The sequence below is a fragment of the Lysobacter ciconiae genome (assembly GCF_015209725.1).
Classification (GTDB): Bacteria; Pseudomonadota; Gammaproteobacteria; order Xanthomonadales; family Xanthomonadaceae; genus Novilysobacter; species Novilysobacter ciconiae.
The window spans coordinates 1,011,245-1,026,291 of the sequence record NZ_CP063656.1 but is presented as its reverse complement, the minus strand read 5'-3'; the positions used below and the strand labels follow the sequence as shown (position 1 = coordinate 1,026,291).

The window sequence follows — 15,047 nt, the reverse complement described above, 5'->3', positions numbered from 1 at the left end:
GCTGGGCAACGAACAGGACGCGCTCCTCGCCGGCGCCCTGAACCGTGCACGCACCGTCGAGCGGGTCGGCAAGGTCGCCGAAGCCTATGGCACCCTCATCCGCGCGACGGGCCTGAAGGCCGCGATCGGCGAGTTGTGCGAACTGCGCAATCCGCCGCATGAAGGTCCCGCCGACTTCCACCTCGCCGCCGAGGTGGTCGGGGTGTCCCGCCAGCACACGCTGCTGACGCCGCTGGGCGCGCTGGACGGGGTGTCGGCGACCACCGAGGTCTATGCGACCGGGCGCCAGGCCACCGTGCTCGCCGGCGATGGCCTGCTGGGCCGCGTGCTGGATGCCCACGGCAACCCGATCGATGGCCTCGGACCGATCAGTGGCGGCGTGCCCGCACCCATCTATGCCAGTTCGCCCAACCCGCTGTCACGCAAGTTGATCGACCGGCCATTTTCGACCGGCGTGCGGGCGATCGACAGCGTCATGAGCGTTGGCGAGGGCCAGCGACTGGGCATCTTCGCTGTCGCCGGCGGCGGCAAGAGCACGCTGCTTGGGATGCTCGCGCGCGGCGGCGATGCCGACGTCAACATCATCGCCCTGGTCGGCGAACGCGGCCGCGAGGTCAACGAATTCATCCTCGACAACCTGGGCGCCGAAGGCCTGGCGCGCTCGGTGGTCATCGTCGCCACCTCCGACCGGCCCGCTTTGGAGCGCAGTCGCGCGGCCTGGGTCGCCACCGCGATCGCCGAGCACTTCCGCGATCGCGGTCAGCGTGTGTTGTTGCTGCTCGATTCCGTGACCCGTTTCGCCCGCGCCCTGCGCGATGTCGGCCTTGCGGTGGGCGAGCCCCCGGCCCGTCGCGGTTATCCGCCCTCCGTCTTCAGCGCCCTGCCGGGGCTGTTCGAGCGGGCCGGCAACAACGACAAGGGCAGTATCACCGCGTTCTACACCGTCTTGATGGAGGACGAGGACGGCAGCGACCCGATCGCCGAGGAGGTGCGCTCGATCCTCGACGGCCACGTGGTGCTCTCGCGCAAGCTCGCGGCGGCCTACCACTACCCCGCCATCGACGTGCTTGGCAGCCTCAGCCGAACGATGCCGCGTGTGGTCGATCGCACGCACCAGCACGCCGCCGGGCAACTGCGGAAGTACCTGGCCAAGTACCAGGACATCGAGCTATTGCTGCAGCTGGGCGAGTACCAGCGCGGCACCGATCCGGAGGCGGACATCGCCATCGACCGCATTGAACCCATCCGCCGCCTGCTCCAACAGCCGGCGACCGAGCTGGTGCCGTTCGAACGTTCCGCCGACGCGCTGCGCAGGCTGTTCCCATGAAACGCTATCCACTGGCGACGCTCATCCGCCTGCGCGAGCACCGCACCCAGGCCGCGCAGCAACTGGTGCTCCAGCACCAGCGCGAAGTCGCGGCGAAACGCGCCGCCTGTATGGAGATCGAGCGCCACATCGAGGCCTTGGGCGAGGAGCGCGCGCGCCAGCGCCGCCAACTGCTCGATCCGCCGCCGGCGGGCATCGCCTGGCCGATGGCGCTCGCGCAGCGCGAGGCCCACATCGAGCTGCTGCAGCAGCAAACGGAACTGGCGCACCAGCAGTTGCTCCGCGCCCAGCAGTTGCTGACCGAAGCCGAAGCGGAGCTGCAGCAGGTGCGCGAGGCGTTTTTCCGCATCAAGGCGCGCGAGGATGCGCTCAAGAAGCGCAAGGACCTGTGGCGCGAAGAACAGCACGCCAATGAACTTCGCCAGGAAGAACTGGCCTCGGCGGAGCTGCTGCACCGCCGCACCCCTCCCAACGCCTTCCACTGAGGTATGCCATGAGCATCATCCGCGACAGTGCGTCCGCGCCCTCGTCCGACAGCATCGACAATTCCCGCAATCGCGACTCCGCGCGCGATACGCAGCGCGCGGTTGACCCGGCGGACCGGCAGCGCTTCCAGCACCTCATGCGCGAGGGACAGCTGAAGGGTCAGGGCGACTCGCAGGCTGCCGCGCGCAAGGGCGAGGAACTGGCCGGCGAGCGCGTCAACCGCAGTTTCCCCAGCCAGCAGGACACGAGCTCCGTCCGCGATCCGGGCAAAGTGTCCGCCGAACCGCTGCCGCCGGCCGAAGTCGCCGCGATATGGCAGGCCCAGAACCTCGCCCACCAGGCCTCAGGGACCACCAGCGCGCTACCGGCACCTCCGGTCAATTCCACCGCATTCGCCGAACTGCTCGAGCGCCACGTTCGCCAGCTTGCGGTCAGCGAGGGCTCGGCAAGCAGCGAGGATGGCCAGGTCCTGCTGCGCATGGCCGACACGACGCTGGCCGGCACCGACCTGCTTTTGAGCCGGACCTCGGACGGCTGGCTCCTGCGCGCCGATGTGCGCTCGCGAGACAGTTTCGACGCCATCCAGCAGGCCGGCAGCCAGCTCAGCGAACGCTTTGCCCAACGCGGACTGGGCGCCCTCACCATCGACCCCCGTCTCACCGAGTAAGGAGCGCGGCGCCGCACCCTCGGGCAACACCTAGGTGGGGTCAGCCCCAATACCCAACCGGCAGTCGGTGCGGATACTTGACCATGAATCAACCCGCACCACTTTTTTCAGCAACCGGAGAAACCCCATGTCCTTGATCGGTGACATTGTCCAATCCGTCAGCAAGATGGTCGGTACCGCGATCGGCGGCCCGCTGGGCGGCATGATCGGAAACATCGTCGGTGACATCATCGGCGACGTGTTCGACCAGGCCATCTCGGCCGCCTTCAGCCGTGCCAACATCCCGACTGACGTCAGCCAGTACTTCAGCGCCGCCTACTCGTCAGGTTTTGCCGACGGCTATGGCAGCTGACCAACTGCCGCCGTTCGACATCCCAACCGCGGTGGCGTCAGCCCCCGCGGTTGCCGGTGACCGGCCCAGTCCGGGCGACGGTGACAACCGCGAATGGATCGGCCGCATCGAGGAGCTCAAGGGCGATGGCGGCATCAATGCCGACGACGAGTCCACCCTCATCCGCCATGTAAGCGAGCAACGCGAGTCGCTGGAGCAGGCGCTGGAGCGGATCATGCCCGAGTACAAGCAGCGCCTGGCCGACGATGGCAAGGACAGCGCTGACCGCTGGCTCGGCGAGAAAGCCCGCGCGCTGGGCGAGGAACACGGCCGGGAAAGTCGACGGGTCGTCGACGGCCTCGACGCCAGTCAATCCCCCTGACTTTTTCCACCGTCACCACAGGAAGCCGACGATGACCAGTTACGACACGCCATCCCGCACCGCGGACCACGAACAGATGCTCGCGCAACTGGATGCGTCACTGGCCGAGAACCCCGACGTCGACGCGGCGGATCGCGAAACCATCCTCCGCCACTTCCGTGACGCGCTGGAAAGCGAGGCAGCCTCGGCCAGCACGTCGCAAAGCGTCGGACCTGACCGAGCGCAGTGGATGGAAACCCTCGACCTGCTGGTCGGCAACCAGATGCTCGACGAGTCCGACCGCAACGAGCTGGTGCGACAGTTCGACGATGCGCTGGGCAGCCTGCAGAACGACGCTTTGCGTACGGCGACCGAGTTCGCGCAGCGCTGCAGGGAGCAAGGCGAAGCGGCCGCACAGGCGTGGTTGACCGAGCAGATGGGTTCAGCGCAAACCACGGCTTCCGCGGATCAAGCGATGGGTCTGCCGGCCCACGTCGCCATGGCACTCCGACGCCGCCGTTGAGCCCCAACGACTAGGGCACGCCCTAGCTAGTAAGCGATGCCGTCCACTCGCAGTATCAATCACACGCAACAGATCCCAATCCATCCCCCGGCCCAATCGTTCCAACCCGCACTCGGCCAAATCCAACACAACGGAGAATCGACATGACTGCACAGGCTTCCAACAATTTCGCCATCGCCAAGATGGTCGTCCAGAACCTCCAGGCCGGTGACGCCAAGGGCGGCAAAGGCAAGAGCTGGCTGGTCGCGATCGCCCAGGCGCTGGGCGGCATCATGGGCGACAAGGCGGCCAAGCTGGTCGAGCTGACGGGCAAGATGGACAAGCTGGCTGCAGCGAATCCCGAAGACCAGAAGGCCGCGAAGCAGTTCCAGAAGACGATGATGGAGTTCCAGGCGCAGAGCCAGCTCTTCAGCATGATCTCCAACGCCAGCAGCACCGCCATCAAGTCGATCGGTGAAGGCATGACCACGGTAGCCCGCAAGCAGTAATCTCCCGGCTGCCCTGTTTCAACAAGCGTCACCAAAGTGTCACCACATGGCGATCCCGGGCTTCCGGGGTCGCCATGTGCTTTGTGGAGGATCTCCTATGCGAACCCAACTGAAATGCCTGTTGATCGGATTGGCCGGCGCGTCCCTTCTGGCACCGGCGCATGCCCAGTGGTCACCCAGCCCTACCCTCGACATGGGCGTAAACTACGGCCAGATGGCACTCAGCCAGTCGGCGATCGGTGGCACCCGCGCGCTGAGCAAGAGCAGCAACAAGGCGATTGAATCACCGACACCCACCGTGTCCCCAGCCAAAGCGAAGCAGCCGCCCTTCAATCCGCGGTTCAAGTCCGACCCGAAGGTGAGCAAGCTGGTCGACCAGCGTTTCGCGCGCTACCTGGCCAGCGATCAGCCCAACGAGGAGGAAGCGGCGGCGATGGTCATGCGCGATCTTGAGGCCGGCCATTACCGCGCGGACTTCAAGAAGCTGCTCGATGCCAACGGCCTGGCCGCCAACGACCTCATCGATGTCACCGCGGCACACTACGCCGCCCTGTGGGAGGTCGTCAGGGGAACCGCGCTGACCCGGGCCCAGGTCACCTCCATCCGCAACCAGTTGCGCCAGGCCATGCGCGATGACCCGGAACTGGCCGCGATGGACGATGCGGATCGGCAGGAAATCGCGGAGACGTTCATGCTCCATACCGCGGCGGCGCTGGGCGGTTACCGGACCCTCCAGGCCCGCGGCGACAAGAAGCTGCTGGCGCAGTACCGCGACGGCGTGCAGCGCAACATGCTCCCCGACGGTCCGGACCTGAAAAGCGTGAGCGTGAACTCGGGCGGCTTCACCAGCGCGGTCCCGGCGCGCCGCTGATCCACGCAAAAAAAAACGGCAGACCTGCGAAGGCCTGCCGTTTTTATTGGATGTGGTGGGCGGTGAGGGTTTCGAACCCCCGACCCCTACCATGTCAAGGTAGTGCTCTACCACTGAGCTAACCGCCCCATTCGCCAAACTCATGAACCCGGCGAGAGGGCGCGCAGTTTAGCCCGCCAGCGGCGCTTCGGCAACAGCTTTGCGTCGTCAGACGCCGAAGCCCTGCTGTTTCAGCAGGTGCAGCTGGTCGCGCACGGCGCCGGCCTCCTCGAATTCCAGATCCCGCGCGTGCTGGTACATCTTCTGTTCGAGCTTTTTGATCCGCGCCGACAGTTGCGCAGGATTGAGCGCCGCGTACTCCGCCAGCTCCTCGGCGACCTGACGCGCGCGGTTACGCTCCTTCAGCGCGGCCGGATCCACACGCGCGCCTTCCATGACGTCCATCACTGCACGGTTCACCGACGTCGGCGTGATGCCGTGCTCGGTGTTGTACTCGACCTGCTTGCCGCGGCGCCGGTCGGTCTCCTCGATCGCCCGCTTCATCGAGTCGGTTACCTTGTCGGCGTAGAGGATCGCCTTGCCGCGCACGTTGCGGGCCGCCCGGCCGATGGTCTGGATCAATGAGCCCGTCGAGCGCAGGAAGCCCTCCTTGTCGGCATCCAGGATCGCCACCAGCGACACCTCGGGCATGTCCAGGCCCTCGCGCAGCAGGTTGATGCCCACCACCACATCGAATTTGCCCAGGCGCAGGTCGCGGATGATCTCCACCCGCTCGACCGTGTCGATGTCCGAGTGCAGGTACCGCACGCGCACATCGTGCTCGGCGAGGTACTCGGTGAGGTTCTCGGCCATGCGCTTGGTCAGCGTCGTGATCAGCACGCGATCACCCATCGCGACGCGCAGGTTGATCTCGCCGAGCACGTCATCGACCTGGGTGGCGACGGGGCGCACCTCCACTTCAGGGTCGATGAGTCCGGTCGGACGCACGACCAGTTCGACGACCTGGCCTTCGGATTTCTCCAGCTCGTAGGCACGCGGCGTGGCGGACACGTAGATCGATCGCGGCGACCGCCCTTCCCACTCCTCGAAACGCAGCGGGCGGTTATCCAGCGCGGACGGCAGGCGGAAACCGAACTCCACCAGGGTCTCCTTGCGCGACCGGTCGCCCTTGTACATCGCGCCGATCTGCGGAATGGTCACGTGCGACTCGTCCACCACCAGCAGCGCGTCGGGCGGCAGGTAGTCGAACAGGCACGGCGGCGGCTCGCCGGGCATGTGGCCGGTCAGGTGCCGGCTGTAGTTCTCCACGCCGTTGCAGTAGCCGACCTCGGCAAGCATCTCCAGATCGAACTGGGTGCGCTGCGCGAGCCGCTGCGCCTCCAGCAGCTTGTTCTGGGCGTACAACTGCTCCAGGCGTACGCGCAGTTCGTCCTTGATGGCATCCACGGCGTCCAGCACCGTGCGCCGCGTGGTGACGTAGTGGGACTTGGGGTAGATCGTGTAACGCTGCAGTTTGCGCAGGCTCTCGCCGGTGAGCGGATCAAAGGTCGAGACGTTCTCGATCTCACCATCGAACAGCTCGATCCGCACCGCTTCCATCTCCGACTCGGCCGGATGCACGTCGATCACCTCGCCACGCACGCGATACGTGCCGCGGCGCAGCTCGGTGTCGTTGCGCGAGTACTGCATCTCGGTGAGCCGGCGGATCAGCTCGCGCTGGTCGATGCGCTCGCCGCGCACCATGTGCAGCACCATGCGGAAGTACTCGTTCGGATCGCCCAGGCCGTAGATCGCCGAGACGGTGCACACGATGATCGCGTCGCGCCGCTCCAGCAGCGCCTTGGTCGCCGAGAGCCGCATCTGCTCGATGTGCTCGTTGACCGAACTGTCCTTCTCGATAAAGGTGTCCGACGACGCCACATAGGCCTCGGGCTGGTAGTAGTCGTAGTAGCTGACGAAGTACTCGACCGCGTTATTGGGGAAGAACGACTTGAACTCCCCGTACAGCTGCGCGGCGAGCGTCTTGTTGGGCGCCATCACCAGCGTCGGCTTCTGCACCTGCTGGATGACGTTGGCGATGGTGTAGGTCTTGCCCGAGCCGGTGACGCCCAGCAGCGTCTGGTGCGCCAGCCCGGCCTCGAACCCTTCCACAAGCTTCTCAATCGCCTGTGGCTGGTCGCCAGCCGGCGAATAGGGCGATACCAGCTCAAAGGTCCCCTCGCGCTGCCGCGCGCCAGGGAAGCGCTCGGGAGGGGCATCCGTTGGGGCGGATGGGGTGTGCGCTGCGTCGTTCATCGTATCCAAGCGTCGGAATGCTCAACGGGTCAGTGTAGGACCCTCCGGTGATGGGGGCGGACACGGCAAATCCCTACCGCCGGACGGCGGGTGACCGGATGACTGTTCAGCGAGCGCAGCGCGATCCTTTGCTGAAATCGGATCAAAAGGACGGATGACGATGAGGCAGGATGCCCGGGGTTTGACGTTGCTGGAGTTGCTGGTGGCAATCGCGGTGATGGGGGTGTTGCTGGGGATTGGGGTACCTTCGTTTCAGAGCCTGCAGCGGCGGATGCGTGCAGACACGACGTTTCATATGATCACCAGTGCGCTGGCAACCGCACGCGCGACGGCGGTGACGCGTGGCGTGCCGGTCAGCCTTTGTCCCAGCGCCGATGGGCTCCGCTGTGATCGCCACAGCGCTTGGGAGAAGGGGTGGATCGTGTTCGAGGACGCTGACCGCGCAAGCCAGCCAGCCGCGGACGGCGCCGTCATGCAGCGCTTCGGAAGCTTGAAAGGTGGAGTCGTGTTGCGCAGCACGGCAGGCAGGACACTGCTGCGCTTCCAGCCGAGCGGTATGTCAGCGGGCAGCAACATCAGCCTACGCCTGTGCTCCGACAGAGACAGCGCCTATCTGGGCAGCGTGGTCGTAAACAACGCCGGACGTGCGCGCACCGAGCGAAAGCAGAACGAGGCCTGCCCGTTCGCCCTGTAGGGGGTGTAAGCACTTGACCCCACGCCCCCAGCGCTTACAATGCCCGTCCCCGCCCGAATAGCTCAGCTGGTTAGAGCACTTGACTGTTAATCAGGGGGTCGCTGGTTCGAGTCCAGCTTCGGGCGCCAAGATCAAAAAAAAAGGCCGTGCAATGCACGGCCTTTCTTTTTCTCCCGCCAAGTGGCTCTACCAGCACTCGCCCGCACCGGCGGTTCCGCTAGCTGAGCGCTCACCCCGCTGGTTGATGGAGAGAGTCCCGCATTTAGTGTCGCGTGTCGCCTGCGCGCCCTGCGGCACTGCTTCCAGCGTGTACGCGCGAGCCGTGACGCCGCTCGCCTGGACCTGATAGAAGCGCGCTACCGAGCCGTCGCATTGCGCCGGTGCCGGAGCGGCGGCGTAGCTGAGGTTCGTCGTGTAGTGCCGCTCCATGAACTGTGCTCTCTCCTGCAGGCAGACGGCACCCGCCGAACGACGTGAGCGCATCACCTGATCCTGGTAGCTGGGGTAGGCGATCGTCGCCAGGATCGCCACGATCACGACGACGATCATGACCTCGATGAGCGTGAATCCTCCCGCCCCCGCCGTCGATCGGCGGGGATTGTCTGGGCTGCGCTGCATCATCATTCTCCGACCACTTCGCGCCATGAGACGCGCCCCACATTACGCGTTTCACGCGTGGGCACGCTCGCCGTACCGCCAGTTGAACCTCCCACGACCATACGGCCCCGAAGCAGCGATCCAAGCGTTGGCATCCCTACTCCCAGATCCACAGAGCCGATCGGCACTTGGTTATCACCGGTACCAATCGTTTCATCATCAAAGCTCCCATCGTTGTTGAGATCGAAGAACGACGGCCCCGTACTGGTACCTGTGAATGCGTCAAGCGCGTTGATGTAACCCCGGCCATCCGACTCACACGCGTTTGCAGTCGGAATGACGCTTGAGGTCACGAGCACGTTGCCAACCACCTGGGCATCCGTCACGATCCGTTCCCCCTCCGCTGTGTTTGGAGGCGTCACCAGATCGACGAACCAGCCCTTGCTATCCAAAGGCAACGGAGTCTGTGCTTCGAATCCCCGCACCGGACGGCCATCCCTAGTCCCCACCTGCTTGATATCTCGCTTGGTCAGCGCTGTCTTCAGAACGGTTGCGCCTGTATCGACAAGTCCATACATGCTCTGGACATCCCGATTTTCCACGTCGCCTACCGTCATCAATCGTCCTGTTCCGAAGAACAGCCACGTCTGATAGGTCGTAGGGTGCATCGCCACGGTCAACGCTCCGGTAATCGGCTGTGCGGTTTGCGACGCACCGGTGCCGTTGGATGCTTTGAACAGCGCAGCCCCTGAATTGGCCACCTTCCAACTCGATGTGGTTGTCCCACCCAGATCAAACTTCCAGACGTTGCCCAGGTGGTCCCCCGCATACACGGCATCGAGCGTCCCGTTTCCGTCAGTATCCCAACCTACAGGTGGCGACAAGCCGTTGGGTGCAGAAGCCGAGCCAGCCGCGGTGTCAATTTCCTTGAGCAATTCGCCTGTCGTGAGGTTGTAGACAAGCAGTACCGCCCGATCGTGTGAGCTGTTCACGCCATTGCTGACGATCAGGCCGGTGACGCCATTGTTGAGCTTGGCGATGATGGGCTTGCCTTGCACCAACCCCATATTTCCCAATGGAGTTTCCGCTTTCTCCCACAAGACGTTGCTTGCTGTGAAAGACTGCGAATTGGTCACATCCAGGGCAAACAGGCCCTTACCGCCTTTACCCAGACTTCCAACGAGCAGGTTTTTGCCGGGAGTCTGGGTTCGATCCGACACCACCACGGGCCCGTCGACGAAGTAACGATGAGCGTAATCAGGCCGACTCAGCGTGCTCAGATCGGACCAGTTGATTGAAGCCGGGATGTATGCGAAAAGCTCGGCACCGGTAGCGGCGGAGAAGGCGTGGAGCATTCCGTCGTTGGCTCCAACAAACACCGTGCTGGTCTCCTTGGAGTACGCCGGAGAAGAACTGACAATGTCACCGAGCACGTGATTGCGGCTTCTCAGCGAACCACCCTTTTCGATCTCCAGAGTGCGCACGCCCGCGATATAGTCGGCATTGTCGCTGCCGGTTACCGGATAGTTACTTGCTCCGGTGCGCACTAGCAATTGCGTCTGGTTCGTCGTGGGGAAATTGACACCGCTGGAACCGTCGAATGTGAATATCTTTCGCCCGGACGAGGGAATCCCGGCAGAAGCACGCCACGAGGGGGTAACAGAAACGCCTGTTTGGTTGATTGGATAGGAAAGCAGTTCGCCCGTCCACACCCCAGAGACGTAGCTGGCCTGGAATACCGCAGTATCCGCATCAAGCGTAGTGGAGTTTGCGGTGACGTTGGAGAAGGAACCCACCCGTTCGGTGATCGTTGCAAGCGCGGCCTTGAGCCCGGCGGCAAACTCGTTTGGATTGCTTGCAGACAGGAACGTACCATGGCCGTTCACAGACGCGTGCCAAAGATCATCGATTCGCGTCGCGTTCTCCGTTGGCAAGGGATTAGGCCACTGGAGCGTGCCATCCTTCAATGCCGGGAGATCGTTGTCGGGATCGAGGGTGCCACGCAGACCGATGGATATACCAAAGGTGACCATGTGCTGCCAGAACGCCGGGTTACCTACGCTCGTCGGCACGATGTTTGTCAGACTGGACAGATCGGTTTTCCAGTAGTACATCGCGATATCCGCGAGAGTATCTGAAAGTTCATCCTTGAACGGAGCCGCAGGAGCGTACGTATAGTCATCGTTCTTTGGCCCGCTGATCTTCTGGCCAGCAGTGCCGTCCGCATTGCCGACCTTCACTCCACTACCGTAGTTGCTAAAGTCGTTCCAATAGCCGTCAGTAGTAAGGATCGAGAAGTTTTGACGGCACGCAAGCTGATCAGATCCCGACTCGGGACCATATGGGCCATTTGCCGCGTTGGACGAAAAATACTCTCCAGCGTCCCGCAATGCCCCATGCAGCGGCGTTCCACTCTGCCCCACAGCATTGTGCAGTCGGTTGAACCATTGCGTTCGGTTGTTATTATTGCCCGCCGGCCCGTTTGGATCGACAAACAAGCCATTGTTGTGAGCTACAGGGATCGGGACGGCGTGCTTCGGCTCGTTGGCTGGACGGGTGCCACCAGGCTGGCGCTTCCAGATCGTTCGGAACCCGACGCGAACGTTAGTTCCTAGACCGCTGAACGCTGCACTGGCGCCGGCCTTGGCCGCCTTCATACGCGTACGGTGGTAGGAATACCACGTTGCGAAGTTGACACGCTCACTCGCAGGACTCCTACCCGTAGGCGTGGCCGGTACACAATTTCTCCAGCCCGTCGACCCGTCGCAGTTGTTGCCGTACTTATAGGTTACTAGAATCCTTCCCTTGTACTTGTCGTCATCGTCTGTCTTGAGCCGCACGTACCATGTTCCTGCGTTCGGCTTAGGTTGAAAACAGACATCATCACCGTCGTCCTTACAATCATGGTGGGTCTTATCCGGCGCCCCCCATGCCGAACGTAGATTTCAACATCATCGTCCTTTGGAGATATCGAAACCGATAGATCCTCTGCACCCTCAGGGACATCGAAACTGTAGCTTTCGCTCCACTCGTCTTTCTTCTTAAGATCGACAGGCTGATCCAGGGCAGTAACCACTCCCACGGTGCCGGAACCGGGCTCACTGCGAATGACGTCTCCATTTCGCTGAATCTGGTAGCGATAGTAATTGGCCGCGTCTCCCAGATAGCTTGCGGAAGTTTGGAGCGGGTCCTGGGGAACATAGAAAGTCTGCACCCCACCGCACTCGGTGCGATTTGCTCCATTCCGCTTTACTGTCTGACAAGAGCCAGTGTCAGCAAGATCGATCGGGTTTGTGGCGTTGTCGAAATCCGCGTAGGCGCTGTTGTAGCTCGTTCCGCCAGATAACATTTCCCCAGCAGCGTTCAACCATGGCTGGTACGTAATCGCCGGATCGTAGTATACGGTGTTGCCCACGTAAGATTCGTTGGTAATCGTCGTATTTTTAACGCAAGCGCCTTTGGCGGCTCTGAGACATATCGTGCTAACTACCGGATTAGCCATGGTCTCGAACGCCATCGATCCCGAATCATCCAGAATAAACAGAACGTTCGCGGGAACACGGGTTCCGGTCGTCAGCGGATCGCTGGGCAAGCTGATCCCCGCGCTTGCAGGAAGCGCCATGAATGTGACGGCGAAAGCGATCGCACAGGCTCCAAGCTTCTCCAAGAAGCCAGTGGCGTGGCTATTCGTAAATTGGCGCTTTCCAGACATGACGGACTCCATTTAGCGCACGATGAAATTGGTTTGCAGGAACACGGCGGCGCGGCCGGCTTCCGAGCTACGGGCGGTGATGCGATAGCGCGGAGCCATGCACAGGGCATCGATCGGGATCTTTCGATCGCAACCAGGCCAGGTGGGTGCCAGCCCCATGTTTTCGACGATTACGTCTGTTTGCGGAGCAATGGTGCCCAACTCGAGATCCGCCGTCACATCACGCCAGCCTGCGAAGCCTGGGCTCAACCAACGGTCCGGGTCAGACGCGACAGGTGTGGAGCAGATACCATTACTGCAAACCGCATCCCCCGCGGGCTGCGCTGCGGCGAGCGTTTCAGCGAAGCGCAATGCAGCCTCCGCTGCCTGGAAACTGACACTGCGATCGTAAAGATTCGCGCTCATACGCTCCTCCAGAAGCGTACCGCGCAAGGCGGCGAGGCCAAGCAGGGTCATTATCAGGAGAAGCATCAGTACAACAAACAACGAGGCGCCACCCTGACGCGCTGCCGTATGGATGCTTTGCATGCGGTTCATGTATTGCGATTCCGTAATGCTGCGATGTAGATCATGTCGCGCACGACCGGGCTGCCACCCACCTGCTCAACCCCCTGCATTTGCAGGTGGATGCGCGCCGAGAGCACCCGACCCCAGTCCGTGATGCCGCTTGCCGGCAAATAGCTGTTCTGCCCAGCCTGGAGGTAGGTCATCTGGAGGCCAAGGACATTCTCTGCGATTTCTTCGTTGACGACAGCGCCGCCCTGCAGCCTCGACTGATACAGGGAACTTCCACCGCGCCCATTCGTACCGACGTACCAGCGGGTTGCGTGCAATCGGGCAAGCACCGTATTGGGCGCGGCGTATGCAAACGGAGTGCCTGCGGTGCAATTCTGCGGCAAGCCCAGTTCGCCCGTGCAGTTGCCTGGCGCGGTACCGCCGGAAACGTGGCGGATGGTATTGCCGGAGGCAGCGGAAGACTGAAAGATCGAGGCCTGGCGCGCATTGCATACGAGGATAAGGTCGCCGCTGCTGAAGCCGTGATTCGCGTTCAAAGTGAAAGTATGCGAAGTGATGTCATGCGCGCTGACGGTAAATACCTTGTCCGCAGCCGACATGATCTGTACTGCATCGGTTCCCGCCACCCGGTTTGCCGGCTGAGCTCCGGCCGCTGGAAAATCTCCCTCAGCCCCAAGTAGTGCGGTGTTCCATCCGTTGATGTCCGTAAACCAGTTGCTGCCAGGTGAATTGAGCACATTCACCAACGGGAGATTGTTGACACAGGGGTTGCCCGCAGCCTCGCGGAGATCCCGTGCCATCAGTTCGAAAGCGATGCGCGCGTTTTCCTGGACACGGCCCAATGTCTCCGTGGCTTGATAGGTCATGCGATTTGAAACAAACATCGCGATGGCGGCGCCGGTGACCATTAGCCCTAGCAGCAGCCCAACCATCAGCTCGACAAGCGTCACGCCGCGCGCATGGCGGCGCGACGGTCCAGCAGAGATCCGGGATCGTTTCATAGGACTGCCTGCGTAATGAGTTGGTGCTCGCTGTTACCCGCCGCGGCGCCGTCGGCCGCGCGACTGTCGTCCCACTGGACGGTCACGGTGCACTCGGCCCCGTCGCACTCGACCTGTCCGCAGGTGCTGTCGGAGTTCCCGAAGGTGGCTTCAAGTCCGCCGATCCAGTCAGCAAGACTTGCGTTGGCAAGGGATCCGTCGGAAGCCGGAGGCGCACAGAGCAACGTTGCGGAATTGTATGCATTGCCCATCGCGGCGACCCGGTCCGCGCGCATGGCATCGAGAATGGCATAGGAGTGGGCAACCGCCTGGCCTCGCTCAAGTGAGCTTTGACTGTTCCGCAAGGCAGTCGCCTGCATCGCCGCGATACCGAGCATCCCCACGCCCATGATCAGCACCGCGATAAGCACCTCGATAAGACTGGATCCACGGACGTGAAATCGGAGTACGGATGGATTAAAGGAAGAACGAGCAAGTCTCATGGGCATGCACCCGCGCCATCAATAGAGGTTGTGGAGACCCGGCTACCGGACGCGATCGCGAGCCTCCGCTGATTCTCCGCTGGCTTGGTCGTGGGCATGCAGACAGTCAGCGTCGTCGCGAGGAGGCCACCGTCCGCGCCGCGTGCAAGCCCGTTCGACCCAAAGGTGATCTGTTGCACTTCACTGGTGATCTGAACGCTCGGATGCGCCCTTGCCGATTGCAGCACCTCAGCGGGTTGTCCGCCGGAGGCCGGCGCCAACACCAGCCACTGTTCCCAGCGTCCTGCTCCTGCGCAGGTTGCACCGTCCGTGGAACGGCATACCGAAACGGGGCGGCCCAAGCGAACTGCTTCCATGCGCGCCTGCTGCACGCCAGCGACGAGCGAATTGACCTGTGAGGTAATCCGGCTGCTGTTCTGGACCGTCGTAAATGACGGGAAGGCGATCGCGGCGATAATCGCAAGCACAACAACCGTAATGACAAGCTCCACCAGTGTGAATCCGGAGGATCTCCGCGACCGATGGCGCTGCGGATAAGGGGCGTACCTGCTGTGCATTCTCCCTCCCCGGAGATTCCTGATTGACGACGGTATCTGGGCCCATGCGCGGACACCACCGTTTTCCGATGGACGGCCCGGAACCGAGCCTGAGCGGGAGTCACCGCGATCTGCTCGTCCGCGGGCGCTGATAGTTGTC

Annotated in this window: 17 protein-coding genes and 2 tRNA genes; 10 read left to right on the top strand and 9 right to left on the bottom strand. The window is 62.8% G+C overall.

Going from position 1 to position 15,047, the window contains the following annotated elements; genetic code table 11:
- Position 1: 1 nt before the first annotated feature.
- From INQ41_RS04725 to INQ41_RS04690, 8 genes are all read left to right on the top strand, one after another.
- Entirely contained in the window at positions 2-1,327 is a 1,326-nt protein-coding gene (locus INQ41_RS04725; RefSeq protein ID WP_228076778.1) for a FliI/YscN family ATPase, read from the top strand.
- On the top strand, positions 1,324-1,812 hold the full coding sequence (locus INQ41_RS04720) for a hypothetical protein (RefSeq protein ID WP_193986654.1): 489 nt from the start codon (positions 1,324-1,326) through the stop codon (positions 1,810-1,812). Before INQ41_RS04725 ends, INQ41_RS04720 begins: the two co-directional genes overlap by 4 nt.
- Positions 1,813-1,820: 8 nt before the next feature.
- Positions 1,821-2,480: a hypothetical protein gene (locus INQ41_RS04715; protein ID WP_193986653.1), complete on the top strand. Its 660-nt coding sequence runs from the start codon at positions 1,821-1,823 to the stop codon at positions 2,478-2,480.
- Between the two features lie 127 nt (positions 2,481-2,607).
- Entirely contained in the window at positions 2,608-2,832 is a 225-nt protein-coding gene (locus INQ41_RS04710) for a hypothetical protein (RefSeq protein WP_043958468.1), read from the top strand.
- On the top strand, positions 2,822-3,193 hold the full coding sequence (locus INQ41_RS04705; protein ID WP_193986651.1) for a hypothetical protein: 372 nt from the start codon (positions 2,822-2,824) through the stop codon (positions 3,191-3,193). Before INQ41_RS04710 ends, INQ41_RS04705 begins: the two co-directional genes overlap by 11 nt.
- 31 nt (positions 3,194-3,224) lie before the next feature.
- Positions 3,225-3,695: a hypothetical protein gene (locus INQ41_RS04700; protein WP_193986649.1), complete on the top strand. Its 471-nt coding sequence runs from the start codon at positions 3,225-3,227 to the stop codon at positions 3,693-3,695.
- 143 nt (positions 3,696-3,838) lie between these two features.
- Positions 3,839-4,183 (top strand): hypothetical protein, encoded by a 345-nt coding sequence (locus INQ41_RS04695; RefSeq protein ID WP_043958465.1) that lies wholly within the window; start codon positions 3,839-3,841, stop codon positions 4,181-4,183.
- A gap of 97 nt (positions 4,184-4,280) precedes the next feature.
- Positions 4,281-5,054, top strand: coding sequence for a DUF6683 family protein (locus INQ41_RS04690; RefSeq protein WP_193986647.1), 774 nt, complete (start codon positions 4,281-4,283; stop codon positions 5,052-5,054).
- A 53-nt stretch (positions 5,055-5,107) separates the two neighbouring features.
- On the opposite strand, the gene INQ41_RS04685 is transcribed toward INQ41_RS04690, so the two are convergent.
- Both INQ41_RS04685 and uvrB read right to left on the bottom strand, forming a co-directional pair.
- Positions 5,108-5,182, bottom strand: a tRNA-Val gene (locus INQ41_RS04685).
- Positions 5,183-5,261: 79 nt separating this feature from the next.
- The gene (gene uvrB, locus INQ41_RS04680) at positions 5,262-7,349 is read right to left on the bottom strand and encodes an excinuclease ABC subunit UvrB (RefSeq protein WP_193986645.1); all 2,088 of its coding nucleotides are present in this window, start codon (positions 7,347-7,349) and stop codon (positions 5,262-5,264) included.
- 181 nt (positions 7,350-7,530) lie between these two features.
- Between uvrB and INQ41_RS04675 the strand changes: the two genes are divergently transcribed.
- Both INQ41_RS04675 and INQ41_RS04670 read left to right on the top strand, forming a co-directional pair.
- Positions 7,531-8,043: a GspH/FimT family pseudopilin gene (locus INQ41_RS04675; protein ID WP_248285357.1), complete on the top strand. Its 513-nt coding sequence runs from the start codon at positions 7,531-7,533 to the stop codon at positions 8,041-8,043.
- A gap of 51 nt (positions 8,044-8,094) precedes the next feature.
- Positions 8,095-8,171, top strand: a tRNA-Asn gene (locus INQ41_RS04670).
- A gap of 58 nt (positions 8,172-8,229) precedes the next feature.
- Here INQ41_RS04670 and INQ41_RS04665 read toward each other — a convergent pair.
- The 7 genes from INQ41_RS04665 to INQ41_RS04635 all read right to left on the bottom strand — a co-directional run bounded on the left by INQ41_RS04665 (position 8,230) and on the right by INQ41_RS04635 (position 14,842).
- Entirely contained in the window at positions 8,230-8,667 is a 438-nt protein-coding gene (locus INQ41_RS04665) for a type IV pilin protein (RefSeq protein WP_343224933.1), read from the bottom strand.
- The gene (locus INQ41_RS04660) at positions 8,664-11,297 is read right to left on the bottom strand and encodes a pilus assembly protein (RefSeq protein ID WP_193986641.1); all 2,634 of its coding nucleotides are present in this window, start codon (positions 11,295-11,297) and stop codon (positions 8,664-8,666) included. Before INQ41_RS04660 ends, INQ41_RS04665 begins: the two co-directional genes overlap by 4 nt.
- A gap of 134 nt (positions 11,298-11,431) precedes the next feature.
- The gene (locus tag INQ41_RS04655; protein ID WP_193986640.1) at positions 11,432-12,352 is read right to left on the bottom strand and encodes a hypothetical protein; all 921 of its coding nucleotides are present in this window, start codon (positions 12,350-12,352) and stop codon (positions 11,432-11,434) included.
- A gap of 12 nt (positions 12,353-12,364) precedes the next feature.
- A complete protein-coding gene (locus tag INQ41_RS04650; RefSeq protein WP_407074249.1) occupies positions 12,365-12,889 on the bottom strand; it encodes a pilus assembly PilX family protein in 525 nt (174 codons plus the stop codon).
- Positions 12,886-13,869 carry a prepilin-type N-terminal cleavage/methylation domain-containing protein gene (locus INQ41_RS04645; RefSeq protein ID WP_193986638.1) on the bottom strand — a complete coding sequence of 328 codons (984 nt, stop codon included), beginning with the start codon at positions 13,867-13,869 and terminating at the stop codon, positions 12,886-12,888. The genes INQ41_RS04650 and INQ41_RS04645 overlap by 4 nt, the downstream gene beginning before the upstream one ends.
- Positions 13,866-14,351, bottom strand: coding sequence for a type IV pilus modification protein PilV (gene pilV / locus INQ41_RS04640; RefSeq protein WP_193986636.1), 486 nt, complete (start codon positions 14,349-14,351; stop codon positions 13,866-13,868). The genes INQ41_RS04645 and pilV overlap by 4 nt, the downstream gene beginning before the upstream one ends.
- Positions 14,348-14,842 (bottom strand): GspH/FimT family pseudopilin, encoded by a 495-nt coding sequence (locus INQ41_RS04635; protein ID WP_248285356.1) that lies wholly within the window; start codon positions 14,840-14,842, stop codon positions 14,348-14,350. The genes pilV and INQ41_RS04635 overlap by 4 nt, the downstream gene beginning before the upstream one ends.
- Positions 14,843-15,047: the final 205 nt, after the last annotated feature.

Excerpts from the sequence above, each read along its gene's own strand:
- INQ41_RS04720 (WP_193986654.1), top strand. The coding sequence starts at position 1,324 with ATGAAACGCTATCCACTGGCGACGCTCATCCGCCTGCGCGAGCACCGC.
- INQ41_RS04715 (WP_193986653.1), top strand. The coding sequence starts at position 1,821 with ATGAGCATCATCCGCGACAGTGCGTCCGCGCCCTCGTCCGACAGCATC.
- INQ41_RS04710 (WP_043958468.1), top strand. The coding sequence starts at position 2,608 with ATGTCCTTGATCGGTGACATTGTCCAATCCGTCAGCAAGATGGTCGGT.
- INQ41_RS04705 (WP_193986651.1), top strand. The coding sequence starts at position 2,822 with ATGGCAGCTGACCAACTGCCGCCGTTCGACATCCCAACCGCGGTGGCG.
- INQ41_RS04700 (WP_193986649.1), top strand. The coding sequence starts at position 3,225 with ATGACCAGTTACGACACGCCATCCCGCACCGCGGACCACGAACAGATG.
- INQ41_RS04695 (WP_043958465.1), top strand. The coding sequence starts at position 3,839 with ATGACTGCACAGGCTTCCAACAATTTCGCCATCGCCAAGATGGTCGTC.
- INQ41_RS04690 (WP_193986647.1), top strand. The coding sequence starts at position 4,281 with ATGCGAACCCAACTGAAATGCCTGTTGATCGGATTGGCCGGCGCGTCC.
- uvrB (WP_193986645.1), bottom strand. The coding sequence starts at position 7,349 with ATGAACGACGCAGCGCACACCCCATCCGCCCCAACGGATGCCCCTCCC.
- INQ41_RS04665 (WP_343224933.1), bottom strand. The coding sequence starts at position 8,667 with ATGATGATGCAGCGCAGCCCAGACAATCCCCGCCGATCGACGGCGGGG.
- INQ41_RS04660 (WP_193986641.1), bottom strand. The coding sequence starts at position 11,297 with ATGAAGGCGGCCAAGGCCGGCGCCAGTGCAGCGTTCAGCGGTCTAGGA.
- INQ41_RS04655 (WP_193986640.1), bottom strand. The coding sequence starts at position 12,352 with ATGTCTGGAAAGCGCCAATTTACGAATAGCCACGCCACTGGCTTCTTG.
- INQ41_RS04650 (WP_407074249.1), bottom strand. The coding sequence starts at position 12,889 with ATGAACCGCATGCAAAGCATCCATACGGCAGCGCGTCAGGGTGGCGCC.
- INQ41_RS04645 (WP_193986638.1), bottom strand. The coding sequence starts at position 13,869 with ATGAAACGATCCCGGATCTCTGCTGGACCGTCGCGCCGCCATGCGCGC.
- pilV (WP_193986636.1), bottom strand. The coding sequence starts at position 14,351 with ATGAGACTTGCTCGTTCTTCCTTTAATCCATCCGTACTCCGATTTCAC.